General features: G+C 37.5%; 14 protein-coding genes. 13 read left to right on the top strand and 1 reads right to left on the bottom strand.

What is annotated here, in order from left to right; all coding sequences use genetic code 11:
• Positions 1-10 precede the first annotated feature (10 nt).
• From GMA13_RS01840 to GMA13_RS01830, 3 genes are all read left to right on the top strand, one after another.
• Positions 11-1,063: a YafY family protein gene (locus tag GMA13_RS01840; RefSeq protein ID WP_255882492.1), complete on the top strand. Its 1,053-nt coding sequence runs from the start codon at positions 11-13 to the stop codon at positions 1,061-1,063.
• A gap of 3 nt (positions 1,064-1,066) precedes the next feature.
• Positions 1,067-1,981, top strand: coding sequence for a hypothetical protein (locus GMA13_RS01835; protein WP_255882491.1), 915 nt, complete (start codon positions 1,067-1,069; stop codon positions 1,979-1,981).
• A gap of 172 nt (positions 1,982-2,153) precedes the next feature.
• A complete protein-coding gene (locus GMA13_RS01830) occupies positions 2,154-2,582 on the top strand; it encodes a hypothetical protein (RefSeq protein WP_255882490.1) in 429 nt (142 codons plus the stop codon).
• 179 nt (positions 2,583-2,761) lie between these two features.
• On the opposite strand, the gene GMA13_RS10600 is transcribed toward GMA13_RS01830, so the two are convergent.
• The gene (locus GMA13_RS10600) at positions 2,762-3,211 is read right to left on the bottom strand and encodes a leucine-rich repeat domain-containing protein (protein ID WP_370687039.1); all 450 of its coding nucleotides are present in this window, start codon (positions 3,209-3,211) and stop codon (positions 2,762-2,764) included.
• Positions 3,212-3,396: 185 nt separating this feature from the next.
• On the opposite strand from GMA13_RS10600, the gene GMA13_RS01820 reads away from it, so the two are divergent.
• The 10 genes from GMA13_RS01820 to GMA13_RS01775 all read left to right on the top strand — a co-directional run bounded on the left by GMA13_RS01820 (position 3,397) and on the right by GMA13_RS01775 (position 14,935).
• A complete protein-coding gene (locus tag GMA13_RS01820; protein WP_255882488.1) occupies positions 3,397-3,615 on the top strand; it encodes a hypothetical protein in 219 nt (72 codons plus the stop codon).
• Between the two features lies 1 nt (position 3,616).
• The gene (locus GMA13_RS01815; protein ID WP_255882487.1) at positions 3,617-4,741 is read left to right on the top strand and encodes a replication initiator protein A; all 1,125 of its coding nucleotides are present in this window, start codon (positions 3,617-3,619) and stop codon (positions 4,739-4,741) included.
• Between the two features lie 52 nt (positions 4,742-4,793).
• Positions 4,794-5,081, top strand: coding sequence for a hypothetical protein (locus GMA13_RS01810; RefSeq protein ID WP_255882486.1), 288 nt, complete (start codon positions 4,794-4,796; stop codon positions 5,079-5,081).
• Positions 5,082-5,087: 6 nt separating this feature from the next.
• On the top strand, positions 5,088-5,564 hold the full coding sequence (locus GMA13_RS01805; RefSeq protein WP_255882485.1) for a PcfB family protein: 477 nt from the start codon (positions 5,088-5,090) through the stop codon (positions 5,562-5,564).
• Between the two features lie 58 nt (positions 5,565-5,622).
• Positions 5,623-7,545 (top strand): VirD4-like conjugal transfer protein, CD1115 family, encoded by a 1,923-nt coding sequence (locus GMA13_RS01800; RefSeq protein ID WP_255882484.1) that lies wholly within the window; start codon positions 5,623-5,625, stop codon positions 7,543-7,545.
• Between the two features lie 128 nt (positions 7,546-7,673).
• A complete protein-coding gene (locus GMA13_RS01795) occupies positions 7,674-7,940 on the top strand; it encodes a Maff2 family mobile element protein (RefSeq protein WP_255882517.1) in 267 nt (88 codons plus the stop codon).
• Positions 7,941-8,009: 69 nt separating this feature from the next.
• A complete protein-coding gene (locus tag GMA13_RS01790; protein ID WP_255882483.1) occupies positions 8,010-8,960 on the top strand; it encodes a VirB6/TrbL-like conjugal transfer protein, CD1112 family in 951 nt (316 codons plus the stop codon).
• Positions 8,961-9,019: 59 nt separating this feature from the next.
• Positions 9,020-9,481: a PrgI family protein gene (locus tag GMA13_RS01785; protein ID WP_255882482.1), complete on the top strand. Its 462-nt coding sequence runs from the start codon at positions 9,020-9,022 to the stop codon at positions 9,479-9,481.
• Positions 9,465-11,939 carry a VirB4-like conjugal transfer ATPase, CD1110 family gene (locus tag GMA13_RS01780; protein ID WP_255882481.1) on the top strand — a complete coding sequence of 825 codons (2,475 nt, stop codon included), beginning with the start codon at positions 9,465-9,467 and terminating at the stop codon, positions 11,937-11,939. Before GMA13_RS01785 ends, GMA13_RS01780 begins: the two co-directional genes overlap by 17 nt.
• Before the next feature lie 14 nt (positions 11,940-11,953).
• On the top strand, positions 11,954-14,935 hold the full coding sequence (locus GMA13_RS01775; protein WP_255882480.1) for a M23 family metallopeptidase: 2,982 nt from the start codon (positions 11,954-11,956) through the stop codon (positions 14,933-14,935).

Raw genomic sequence — 14,935 nt, 5'->3', positions numbered from 1 at the left:
AGGTGATTATATGTATGCTGCACAGCCTAAAAAGCTCATAATTATGAATATACTCGATATTTTAAAGCGATATACCGACGAGGACCACAGGCTAAGCCAAAAGGAAATCGTTGAAATTCTTGATAAAGAATACAATATGAAAACAGACCGCAAGGCTGTTAAGCGCAATCTTATGAACCTTGTTGAGTTTGGATATGATATTGAGTACAGCGAATCCGTTAGAATGATTAAGGATAAAGAAGGTGAGCTTGTAGAAAGCTACACACTTTCTAACTTCTATCTCAATCGTGACTTTACAAGCGGAGAATTGAGGCTTCTTATCGACAGTCTGCTGTTTTCAAAGCATATCCCCTATTCTCAATGCAAGGAGCTTATTGAAAAGCTTGAGGGATTGTCGAATATCTACTTTACATCAAAGGTTAAGCACATACGCAATCTTCCCGAAAATCAGCCTTCAAACAGCCAGCTGTTTTACATAATTGAAACGCTCGACGAGGCAATCAGCAAAGGTTTGCAGGTGCAATTCACCTATAATAATTATGATATTGACAAAAAGCTCCACCCGCGCAAAAACAGCGAAGGCAAGGTGCGCGAATACATAATCAATCCATATCAGATTGTTGCAACGAACGGCAGATATTATCTTGTGTGCAACTACGATAAATATGACAATGCGGCGCATTACAGGATAGACAGAATTACAGATATTAAATTGCTCGACACGCCTGCAAAGCCAAAGTCAAAAGTCAAAGGACTTGAACACGGACTCGACTTACCAAAGCATATGGCAGAGCATATTTATATGTTTTCGGGCGAGAGCGTAACGGTTAAATTCATAGCAAAGCGTTACATAGTAAGTGAAATAATCGATTGGTTCGGCAAGGACGTAAAATTTTCCGACGCAACAGACGACGAGGTAACCGTTACAGTAAAAGTAAACGAAACTGCTATGCAGTTGTGGGCATTGCAGTACGCAAAGCATATCAAGGTCATCTCACCGCAAAGCCTTGTGGATAAGATAAAAAATGACATTGCTATTGCAATGAAAAGTTATGAGGAGTAGATTATGAACAAATTAAAATTTCCTAATGATTATCGTTGTATAGGTATATTTGAAAGGAATACTCAAAACATCATAACCAAGAACATAAATAAACAGCTAAAAGAAATGTACTCAAATTGGCATAATACAATAATAAATAAAGCAGATAAAAGAAATCTTACTTTTGATGAACATAACGGTATACATTATCTGACATGTTTTGATTCATATATAAACAGCAATGTCAAATTAATGATAATTGGTAAAGAAGCTAATGACAAAGATTATAAGCTAGAAAACTATATAGAAGACTTTGAAAATGATTATCAGCATGACATTAATTATTCTTATGAATATGCAATTTCACATCCAAAAGAAACCTATGCTAAAGACAGAAAAAACACTTGTTATTTAAAAACCAGAAAATTAGTTAGTAATTTTGATAATAATTTAAAATCTTGCAGTGAGGATTTAGAAAAAGCAATATTATCTGTTTTGGTTAATAATCTTAACAAAACATCTATAAACGGAAAACTTACTCCTTATAATGATAATGAATTTCTATATCAGGAATTCAAATACAACCAGCTTACACATTCTGTTTATGTCCACGAACTTAATATACTTAAACCAACTCACATTATTTTCTTAAGCGGCAAAGGTTATGATAAACATATAATACGAGATTTTGGAAAGGATTTTTATGAGGAATTAAGAGATAAGATTCAGTCTGTGAATACAAATAATAAACCAATATCAACAACCCTTAAATTAAATAATGATTCAATTGAAAAACTATTAGGCATAGAAAATTATTTTACTAATATTAATGATGAATTAAAAATCATATATGCAATACACCCCTCTGCTCATATGACAGTTCTTACTCGTAATAAATATGAGGAATCATTAAAAGAGTTCATAAAAGATCGGAACTAATAATAATATATTATTCCTTGTTGGAGATAAACTGATTGATAAAGATGTGTTTCAAAAGAATTAAAGCAACACAGAAAACATTTTCCAATCAATAGTTGATACACTTTCAAAATAAAAGAGCAAAAACGCAAAAAATATAAAGTGATAAATTATAATTTAGGAGTATTAAAATATGGAGCTTAATGAAAAAAATTGTGATGAATTAGATAATTTGGAAGAAAAATGGTATGTCTGTTTGCAGGAATTGGATGAACGAAACTTTGATTTTAACAAATTTAAACTGGTTGCTAAAGAGACTTACCACTGGTTAGAAAGATTTTTTTATGAGGACTCTTTACCAATAGAGATAGTTTCTTTGTTATTGTGCATCAATAGTTTTTCGCAAGGACCAATTTTCAGCAAAGAGAGCGAAGCAGCCTGCAGAGTAGCTGACACATTTTGTGATGTAAAGTATTATTGCGGCATCTCAGGTGTCGATTATGAAATTAACCCTTTTGGAGAAAGATATTTTAAAGTACCGGGCGCAAAAGACTATCATACTATTAACACAGACACATTTGATTTAACAGAATTGATGAATGATTTACCCCATAACCAATAATCGACAAACCTATTTTAAACACTGTAAATATTTTCAAAAGGTCAAAACAGCCACAGATTTCGGTCTGTGGCTGTTGCTTTATTTGTATAAACAATTATCAATATTCTTTATCACGCACTACTTACTTTGAGTGTCTGCAAAGCATATTATCTATCCTTTCGTCAATGATAATAGCACTTTTATTCTGCTACAAATTCTATGTTGTAACTCTTTGCGTATTCTTCAGCAAAAGAGCCTGATTTCCCGTGGATTATAGTATTTTGGGGAATCGCATATATTCCAATACTTGTTACGCTATCAGGGATTGTTATGCTTTTAAGTGAACCGCATCCCCAAAAAGCAGTATCTCCAATACTTGTCACGCTATCGGAGATGGTTATACTTTTTAATGATTTGCAAAACGAAAAAGCACCATCTGTAATACTTGTTACGCTATCTGGGATTGTTACATTACCAGAGCAATATTTTCCATCATTTAGTATATTATTTATTATAACAAGAGGATTTTCAAGTTGCTTGTTTTTTAACCATGGTGTATCAGAAAAAGCAGACTCACCAATATTTGTTACACTGTTGGGGATTGTTATGCTTTGTAATGATTTGCACTTTAAAAAAGCATAATTTCCAATACTTGTAATTGAATAAGCGAAGACAATTAAATAATTGATTTATGTTCTGAAAGAATCAATCCCAAAAAGGATTGGTTCTTTTTTGTTTTCAGCCAATTTTTCAAACACAGGAAACTAAAAAAATAAAAAACAATGAACAGGCAAACAGGCATTTAATTGAAATTTCTTTAAAGGAATGTATGAAAATGGACGAATATTATTTCTTACCAAAAGAATTACTCACTCCCGAATACTCAGGTTACTCGCTTCAAACAAAATTATTGTTTTCAATAATCATTACCGAAGCTGAAACTGTAAAATCAATCACGGATATATCAAAGCTTATCAACGATATTGGAATGAGAAAGCTCTCAGCAATTTATCAAAATGCCCATCGTGAACTTAGTGAAAGTGAGGGCGCATAATATGTTTGAATATTTCTCCTCAGTTGGTATTGAAAAATTTACATTTTATCGTCTGCCAAAGGCTCTTTTTACAAATTCTGTTTTTAAAGATTTGTCTTGTGAAAGCAAAATCCTCTACGGATTATTGCTTGACAGAGCAAGCGTATCAAAAAAGAATCGTTGGATAGACGAGAATAATCGTGTTTATGTCCATATGCAGCAGGTTGAAGTACAGGAGATGCTTTCAATTGGAAAAGGAAAAGCTGTAACAATTTTCAAAGAACTTGAGAGCATCGGTCTTATCATCCGTAAGAAGCTTGGGCAAGGAAATCCTACACGAATTTATGTGATGAATTTTTCAAGTGTTGTACCCGATGAAGTTGACCACGATTTGATTGACGATAATTTTGAGACTTCCACCCAAAATAGTGAAACGGAAGTCTTGACTTCCGAAAATCGGAAGTCTGAAACTTCTGACGATTTTGAGACTTCTCCTCAAAATGGTGAAATGGAAGTCTTGACTTCCGAAAATCGGAAGTCTGAAATTCCTGACAATTCTGAGACTTTCACTCAAAACAGTGAAACGGAAGTCTTGACTTCCAAAAATCGGAAGTCTGCACTTCCGAAAAGCGAAAGTCACGCTTCTTATTATAAGAGTAAGACTAATATGAGTAAGAATAATCTTTCATTCTATCCTTCTGCTGATGATACAAAACGGAAGTCTGACTTACGATTGCAGAAATCAGCTCAAAACGGAATGAAAGAAAGACAGGACGAGTACAACTCCAAGCTTCTTGAAAGCGAAGAAGCAATCAAAGAACAAATCAATTATGCCTATTTGCAGAAACGTGGAATCAGTGTAAACACGCTTGACCTAATAGTTGACATACTGGCAAATGCTTATATACGCACCGATGGTGATGTCACAATTAACGGAAACACTGTGCCCATCTCAATTATCAAGCGTGAATATAAAAAATTAACCCCGGAGCATATTGAGTACGTTCTCGACTGCATAGATGAGCAGTCAAAGTCTAACAGTATCAGAAATTTACGCTGCTATTTGCAGTCAACACTTTATAATGCTCCTCATAATATCGACTTGCATTATGATACTATGGTTAATTTTGATATTAACAACAAATAATGTACTTCTGCCCCACTGGGGCAAAAGTTTAAGTTAAGGAGGCAAAGTTGAATTGGTAATTATTACACAGGACAGGGATGTTATTAATTTTAACTCTCTGAAAAGAATAACGCCCTTTGAGGGTACTATTAACGGGTTGACTGTCTATGCCGTCTTAGGATTCGATACATTAGGCACTGACGACGAAAAGATTGACGATATTGACGGTATCAGCTCTGTTCAGCTCGGCATTTACAACACAGAAGATGAGTGTGTAGATGTGTTTGAAAAACTTGTAGCTGCTATTAGAGCGGACAACAAGGTATTTGTTATGCCTGAACCAAGCTATGAAGAAGGCTGATGTGTTATGGGCGATACAACAGCGAAAAAAACTTTAAGCTTCGTTGTCGAAGCGTCCAATATGACAACGGAGTTGCTGAAAAGCGTACTCAGAGCATATCTTGCAGGAGACACAAAATATAAGGGCAAAACAAGTTTTAGAAAGCTGTCTTCTCAAGGAAAATTAGATTCGATTGAAATTACTGAAAATAACATCAAAGATTTCTTATCAACTGCACGAAAGTATGATATTGACTATGCGCTTAAGCGTGATAAGTCAACTAACCCGCCTACATACTATGTGTTTTTTACTGCCGGCAGTTCTGATACTTTCAAGCAAGCGTTTAAAGAATATGCAGTCGCTGCAAGCAAAAAGTTTTCAGATAAATCTGTTTCTCAGGTTATTAACAGAGAGCAGATTAAGCAGAATGCGAAAACAATAAGCGCAAAACAAAATCTGAACGACAGGACGAAGCATCGTTCAAAGTCACATATTACTCGTTAGTGTTATGAATACAGACAAATTCAAAAAGGCGGTTAAAAATATCTCAAGGGATATTTTGATGAATTTCAAAGAACTCAAATCGAATTCAAAACAACTGATTTTGTTTTCCATTCCGCTGATTCTTCTTTTTTGGTTTGGCGATAAGCTGAGTTATTCGTTCAGGATAATTGATACGCCTGATATTTCGGAGAAAATAATACCGGGATTCTCTGTTTTTGCAAAAGAAATCGCAAATCCGATTCCAAGCTTTCATCCTACTGATTTGCTGTGGGGTTTGGTGCTTGCCGGAGTTGTTTCTCTGGTTATGCTATACAAGAAAAAAACTGCGAAAAAATTCCGTCACGGTCAGGAATACGGTCAAGCTCGTTGGGGTACTCGCAAGGATATTCTTCCATACCTTGACTCTGAGCATTTTGAAAATAACATTTTGTTATCCGAATCAGAGCGTCTCACCCTCGGAAAACCGAGTCACCCGAAATACGCACGAAACAAAAATGTACTCATCGAGGGCAGCTCCGGCAGTGGTAAGACACGGTTCTATGTAAAACCAAATCTTATGCAAATGCATAGCAGCTATGTTGTTACAGACCCAAAAGGCACTGTTCTTGTAGAGTGCGGTGCAATGCTTCAGCGAGGAAAACCCGTTGAAAGTGCCAACGGTCGAGTAAGCTATCAGCCGTACAAAATTCTTGTTTTCAACACAATCGACTTCAATAAATCAATGCATTATAACCCGTTTGCGTATATCCGTCCGGAAACCCGTGAGCAGGATATTCTCAAATTTGTTGAAGTGCTTATTCAAAACACTACATCACAGCAGCATCAAAGTGGAGATGATTTTTGGGTTAAGGCTGAAAAGCTTCTTTACACCTCCTACATAGCTTTGATTATATGTACTTGTCCTCCGGAAGAGTGGAATTTTGAAACACTTCTTGAATTTGTGAACGCATCAGAATGCCGTGAGGATGACGAAACATTCAAAAATGCTGTTGATTGGGCGTTTTTCTATCTTGAAAAATGGCTTGACGAAAACTGGGACGAGAATGAGGATTTCACGGAAGAGAATCTGAATTACAAAGACTTAAAATACTTTCAGCCTACAAAAGAGCAGATGAGCTTAGGGCGCTTCGCTATCAGACAATACAAGGCGTACAAGCTTGCTGCCGGAAAGACTGCAAAGTCAATACTCATTTCCTGCTCAACACGTCTCGGACCGTTTGCTATCGATAAGGTGTTGGAGCTTACAAGCTACGATGAACTGCACCTTGATACAATCGGTGATGAATTAACGGCATTGTTTGTCATCATCTCAGATACAGACACAACCTTTAATTTTCTTGTTGCGATTATGTATTCACAGCTTTTCAATCTGCTCTGCACAAAGGCAGATAATAATCCTGACGGTAGCGGTAAGCTCAAGCATCACGTTAGCTTGCTTTTAGATGAGTTTGCAAACATCGGGCAAATTCCGAATTTTGATAAGCTGATTGCTACAATTCGTTCCCGTGAAATTTCAGCTAACATAATTCTGCAAACAAAATCGCAACTCAAAGCTAATTACAAGGATAATGCCGAAACAATAGAGGGCAACTGTGATACAAAGATATTTCTTGGTGGAAGTGAAAAAACAACGCTTAAAGATATATCTGAATCGCTCGGTAAGGAAACTATTGATATGTTCACTGAGTCCCGTACTCGGGGTATGCAGGAATCTTACGGTCAGAATTATCAAAAGCTTGGTAAAGAGCTTAAATCGCAGGATGAGCTTCAGGTTATGGACAATTCACAGTGCATAGTGCAAATTAGAGGTTTGCGACCGTTTTTGTCTAAGAAATTTGACATAACAAAGCATAAGCAGTACCAACAACTGCTCGACTATGACAAAGAGAATTTTTTTGATATTGAAAAATATGTCTCAAGCAGAAAAAACCACAAGGCGGAAATTAAAGGAAACACCACAGTAGAAACATACAAATATTAAGAATTGAGGAGATAAAAATGATAACTAAGATTACAAAAACTAATCCCGATAAAAAGCAGCAGCATGCATCAACTGTTCGTGCTAAAAAGGTAATTGCTGTAGTTTTTTCGGCGTTGACAATGGTCGCAATGGGTATTACTTCTGTATTTGCCGCAGATATTGACCCGAGTGGATTTATTAAAACATCAATGACAGTACTTAAAGCCGTTATCTGTCTCATCGGCGCTGGATTGGGAGTTTGGGGCGTTGTCAATCTCATTGAGGGCTACGGCAGTGATAACGCGGGCGCAAAATCACAGGGAATGAAGCAAGCCTGTGCAGGAATCGGACTTATAGTTCTTGCATTTTTGATAATTCCTGTACTGGAAGGTATGTTTACCCAAGCAATCGCTTAAAAAATCTACTTAAATAAAGAAAAATCATTTTAATACCGGTGATTTTATTAAGAAAGAGGGTGTTTAAACGTGGGTATAATCGAAGACGCAGTAGCTGCTATTGAAAATTGGTTCAAAGGTATCTTAGCCGGTGGAATTGAGGGTTCTCTTAAAACGACTAACGATATGCTGTCAAATAGCCTTAACGGTTCAGACGGTTCGGGAATGAATCCCTTGTTCGGTCAGTTTCTTGAATCTCCGGAGAAGTTTACAGGCTCAGCAAACGGTTCAGGGACTCCTGTGTGGAACATAATACACACATTGTCGGATAATGTTATAGTGCCGATAGCCGGTTTTGTTCTCTGCGTGGTCGTGCTTTATGAATTGATACAGATGGTCATCAGCGGAAATAATTTTCGTGATTTTGACACCTCAATATTTTTCCGGTGGACTATTAAAACATTTTGTGGAATTCTGCTGATAGCAAATGTGTTTGATATAACAACTGCGATATTCAGTTTTGGAACAAGTGCCGTAACAAACGGCTTGAATTCATTGTTCCCATCTGGGTCAAAGTTCATTGATGATAATCTGCTTAACAGCAGTAGTTTTCACGATGTTTTAATGCAACAAGACATTGGCACACTAATTGTAACCCTGATTATATCTTTCGTTATCATTATCGTTACATTCATATTGCTTGGAGCGATAATAGTTGTTCTTGCCTCAAGAATTATAGAGGTATTTATGTATTTGTCAGTTGCACCGTTACCGTTTGCAACACTTATGAATAACGATATCGGGCAAATCGGTAAAAACTGGCTCAGAAATGTTCTTGCATTGGCATTTCAAGGCTTCTTTATTGTCGTTGCCTTAGCAATCTTTAAAGTTCTGTTTGCAAATGCATTAGCAACGATGATGAGTGGTAATGGCGGAGATGTGATTTTGACAATGGCTATACTTCTCGGCTTTATTGTTGCGTTTATTTTTACAATGTTCAGGACAAGTGCAATTTCAAAGTCTGTATTTGCTGCACATTAATTTTTAAAACTCACTTGTGTCCCACTGGGGCACAAGTGGCAATAAATGGGTGATAAAAATTGAATAACATACACTACGTTAAGATTCCGCAGGATATACGAGCAATAAAGCAAAAATTTATGTTTGGTCTTACCAAACGACAGCTTTTATGCTTTGGGTTAGGTATTCTGTTAGGTTTTCCTGTGTTCTTTCTGCTTAAGTTTACAATCGGAGACCTTGCAATATCAATCATTGGAATGGGTCTTGTTGCAATGCCGTTTATACTATGTGCATTCCCCTACAAGGGCGGTACTTTTGACGAGTATTTTAAAAATATGTTCCACTTTTTGCGAAGTCCTAAAAAAAGAATATATCAATCCGAGGATATGTTCTGTGCAATTGAACGCCAAATTGAATACAACAGGCTATATAAACTTGTAGACCCGGAAAATAATCGGAATCTTATTGATTGGCTAAATATAGTCAAAAATAATTTTGCAAATTTCAGAAAGAAGGTGAAACGAAATGGAAACAAGAAATAGCTCCTCTTCTTCAAAATCAGCAAAGGTAACAACTCCAAGTACGCTAAACAAAGAGGAACGAAACCAACTGCGCCGCAGGATGAAAGAGCTGCGAAAGCGTAATACAGATAATCGCTCTGCTACTCAGTCGGTAATACCGTATGTCAATATTTTTAAAGACGGCACTTGCCAATTACCCGATAACCGTTTTTCTCAAACTATTGAATTTTACGATTGCAATTACAGGCTTGCGAATTTTGATGATAAAAACAGCATTTTTACTGCGTGGTGCAATCTTCATAATTATTTTGACGATTCCCTATCATTTCAGTTTACATATGAAAACCAGAATACAGATAAGAGGGCATTGATTGCTGAGCTGAAAATTCCCGAAAAAAAAGATAAGGTCAACGATGTAAGAAAAGAATATTCCGATATGCTCTGTCAAAGATTGACTGAATCAACAGGCGGAAAAAGCGTAAAGAAATATCTTACATTTACAACCGATGCCTCAAATTTGAAAATGGCACGAATAAAACTGAATGCCGTTGCTGATGAAATTATCAAGCTCTTTTCTGATTTTCGTGTCTTTTCAGTAAAGCTTGACGGAAAAGAACGCCTTGAGACCCTTTACCGTTCATTAAATCCATTTGACCCTGATCCTTTTATTTTTGACTGGTCAGGAACAAAATACGGACTAACCACAAAAGATTTTATTGCACCTGCGTCAATGGCTTTTACAAAAAATGATTTTAACATCAATAATGCGTATGGAAGCGTTGCAACGCTTAATCTGCTTGCAGGCGAGATGAGCGATAAAATTGTTTCAGAGTTTTTTGAGCAAAAAAATGACAGCAGTAGCGACAATCTTGTATCAATGAACATAAGTGTTGAGCCATATGACCAAATTAAGGCACTCAAGCTCATTCGCTCAAAGCTGACAGACGTTGACAAGATGAAGATTGATGAGCAGAAGAAAGCCAGTATATCAGGTTATGACCCTGATATACTGCCTCCGCAGATTAAGACTTATCTTGAAGAGCTTAACGAGCTGCTGACCGACCTGAACAGCAAAAATGAGCGACTTTTCAAAGTTGCGATTACGATAAGAACATATTCTAAAAGCAAAAAGTCTCTCAAATTGCAACTTGAAAAGCTTAAGAGAATCAGTCAGAAAAACAACTGTAAGTTGATGTCGCTTGATTATCAGCAAGAAGAGGCATTTGCCTCAAGCTTGCCGTTGGGAATTAACAAGCTGAATATTGTCCGTGAGCTGCCAACATCCGCACTCGCCGTCTTTGTACCTTTTGAAACACAAGAGTTGTTTATGCCGAAAGGTTGTTATTACGGTGTAAACGCTGTAACAAACAATATGCTTATGGGCGACCGTACAAAGCTTAAGAACCCAAACGGCTTATATCTCGGCGTTCCCGGCGGCGGTAAGTCTTTTGCGGTTAAGCGTGAAATTTTGGATGTTTATCTCCGTCTGCTTGATTACATCATTATAACTGACCCAGAGGGCGAATATTATCCGCTTATTGAGCATCTCGGCGGTCAGGTTGTCAAAATTTCTAACAGCAGCCGTCAGTATATTAACCCGATGGATATATCCCTTATTGACAACGACGAGGACGACAACCGTATATCAACTAAGTCAGACTTCCTTATTTCTCTGTGTGAGATTATCGTTGGCGGCAAGTATGGGTTATCATCGGAAGAAAGGTCGTGCATTGACCGTGCGACGCGAAATGTGTATAACAGATTTTTTGCCAATAACCCGAATGCAGCAAATATGCCGATTTTACAAGACTTGCTCACTGAGATGCGCAAGCCAGAGCTTACAGAAATACTAATGAGAGTTGCAAACTCTCTTGAAATGTATGTGAGCGGTTCGCAGAACCTTTTTAACCACAGAACGAATATTGATGTCGATAACAGGCTTCTGTGCTATGACATTAAGAATTTAGGCTCTCAGCTCAAGAAGGTTGCAATGCTTATCATACAAGACCAAGTATGGAACAGAGTCTCTCAAAACAGAGACGATGACTTCAAGACGAGATACTATATTGATGAATTTCATCTGCTTCTGCGTGATGAGCAAACAGCAAAATACTCAGTGGAAATTTGGAAACGTTTCCGTAAATGGGGTGGTATTCCAACGGGAATCACACAGAATGTCAAAGACCTGCTTTCTTCTCCTGAAATTGAGAATATTCTTGATAACTCAGATTTCATTTATATGCTAAGTCAGGCTTCCGGCGACAGAGAGATTCTTGCCGAAAAGCTCAATCTTTCCGATGCTCAGAGCGAGTATGTAAAGAATGTTCCGGCAGGCAACGGATTAATCATTTTCGGCAATACAATATTGCCGTTTAAAGATGAGTTCCCGGAGAACACTCTGACCTTCCAGCTCCTCAATACTGACCCCGACAAGAAGAAAAAGAAAGAAAAAGCCGAAGAGAAGCTTAATGCCGGTTAGGAAGTGTGTAAGCTATGAGCATTGAATACAAGGACAGAGGAGCGCTTCACAAGCTCTTCAGTTCCGCAAAGCTTAAAAAACACAGTTCAAAACCCTTGTTCAAAATAGCCGCTAAACCGTTTTTAGCACTTGAAACAACAGCTTTGTTTTCAAAAGACCTGATAACCAACCATTTTGTCGGCAAAGAAACACACGTAAAGTTTGAACGCAAGAAAAGCTCATCAGGCAAATTTCACACAACGGTCAAGTTTGTCAGATCGGACAAGCCTGTTTACCGTGAACCCGGACTGCTTCACCGTGCAAGAGATTTCCGGAGAAGATTTGAAGGTGCTCCATCCTTTTCGATTGAAAAAAAGCTGAGTAATATGCAACCGAAAACCGTAAAGGGAAAGGTAATTCATTCGGCTTCAAAATTTACTGTTCGTTCAGCGAAAATGCCGCTAAAGTTCGCAGGAAAAGCCTTGCTCTCAGCTGAAACAGCCGCATATACGGCTTCATCGGCAGGCTTGCGCAAGCTCACGAATAATACAAGAGCTGAGTTTAATCAGGCGGATACCGGTAAGGCTGTCTTATCTGCTGCTACTGCTGTCAGGACATTCAGTAGAGCGAGAAAAGCAATTGTCAGAAAGCGACTGAGAAAAGTTTCTCAGAAAATCAAAAAACAAACTTATGCGGCAGAAAAGGCTAAAACAAAAAAGGAAAAAACTACTTTTAAAAAAGAAAAACAGCTTGTTAAAGCAGAAAAGAAGAAAAACAAGGCTAAAATTAAGACGATTAAGCAAAAGAAAAACTTCAATGTCAACCGTGTTGCAGTACTTCAAGGCAGGACTGCTTTTGAAAAAGAGAAGCTTAAGCTCGAAAAAAAGAAATATAAAAATCAAAAAGCTTTTAAACGGCACGCACTAAAGCAAAAGCATCTTGATATGGCTGTTCCGTTGTCATTAACTGCGACTGCGTTTCTTGGAGGTCAGCTACTTGGTAAATTCAGTCAATATGTCGTTTCTGCTGACCCTGACAATGACTTTGTTAAGGCTATTGATAAAAGTGCAAGGGCAATTAACAGCACCCGTAGGCAAGCTTCTAATGTTTCAAAACGGGCACGTCATAAAAACGCAGAAAAACGCCAAAGCAAACTAAACAAAAAGCATAACAAGCTTCAGAATAAGAGCAGCAAGCTTCAGAAGAATAAGAGAAAGAAGGTTAAGCGTAAACAAAAGATATCAAAGGCTAAAAATAAGTCTACTAAGGCAGTTTCAAATGCACTAATGAAATTTGGCAAATTTGCGGTTAAACTGGTTTTTTCAATGCTTGCGCCAATTCTGTTTGTTCTTATGCTTTTTTCACTTGCTATGATGCTATTTGGTGGAGGCAGCTCTAACAGCACATATATCTTAGGCACATATAACTGCCGTGATTATGACATTGCTTGTGCTGTAGAGCATTACACCTCGCTTGCCAACAATATGAATAATAATGTCATTAAGACACAAAATTCCTCAAAGTGGAAAACGGGACTAAGAGGTCTTGGTGTGAGTCAATCTACATTAAACACATACGAAGACACGCCTGACGATTTTATTTTCGGGCAATCTGATGTTTTTCCAAGTGTACCTGTATATGATTTTGAAGCGGATAAATTAATAGCCTTTATGTGTGCGTATACCTATCCGTTCACTGATGACAATGCAGGTGCAGGTTCAACCGATAACGGTGACATTGTTCCTTGGACATATAACAGTTCAGAGCACGATGGTATTATAAATGAGCTTTTTGAGCTTGAATACGAGTTCAAGCACAGATATATCAACACATCACATTGGGTTAATTTACCAAACTTTGAAAGCTCGGGTTATCTTTATGCGGACTCAACAGGGATTACAACAGCTTCAAATGGCGTAAAATATGGGTTTGTTACCTTTACTGATTTAGTACCGGCAGAGTTAAAAAGCTTTGCTGTTGGAAATACAGTATATTTTGAGCTGCAATATGGCGAGGTCATAAATCGTAATAGGAGCTTTGGAAAAACAGGCTACTATATGCAAAATCTAAATTATGAGTATACAGCTCCAAACGGAAGTGTTCTTAATAGCTTCTATTCAATATTTCACGACCCGAATACAGGTGAAAATTTCTTTGGATATATGGGACCAAACAATGTACCTCAACGAAAAACACAACTTTATATCGGAAGCTATGAGTTTAATTACGCAATTGCTCCGAGAGATACAAAAATTTGGACAGGCGACCAGACTACCGGAAATAAGCAACTTGTCAGGTACTATCGTGCTGAGGAATATATCAAGGAATGTAAACTCTACACTACCGTACGCAGAAAAAGGACTATTGACCAAGCGATAGAGTATATGCTCAGGCACAAGGACGGTGACAATCGGGCAGCCGTTAGCAGTAGAATACAGTTTTATAACACGTTGATGGCATTAGATAAAGAACCTGATGAAAGAACCTATGGCAACCATATGATGTTTTTATCTCCGCTTACAACTGATTTTGCACAACTACAAAGCCAAGGAAAGGTTTTTAACAGTCACGGCTATGATGTGCAAGGATGGGCACTGAAACATTGTGGTATTAACGGTATTCACAACGGTATAGATTTTGAGGCGGCATCCGGTTCAGAGGTCAAGGCAATTATTTCCGGCAAGGTTGAAAGCATAGACACTTCTAAGCATTTGCTTGTATTGCAATCAACAAGCGACCTTGATTATTGGTACGAGGATAAAAGCCACGCAACAAAAGTTTATTACGAAAATATAAATCCATCTGTATCAGTCGGAGACGAGGTGAAAGCCGGAGATATAATCGGTGTTGTTGACAGTTATAAGCATTGTTTTGACAACCAAGATAACACTGCTGCAAGCAAAAACTATTTACACGTTGGCGTAGAAATACAGTATGACTGGTGGGTATGGGAAACCGTTGACCCACAATTTCTGTTCTATCGAAGTGATGCGGATGTGGTTGCCAAATCAGAGTAA

Source organism: Ruminococcus sp. zg-924, assembly GCF_024433635.1.
In the GTDB taxonomy this organism is placed as follows: Bacteria; Bacillota; Clostridia; order Oscillospirales; family Acutalibacteraceae; genus UBA7067.
The sequence above is the reverse complement of the archived record's forward strand: the minus strand, read 5'-3'. Positions and strand labels throughout refer to the sequence as shown.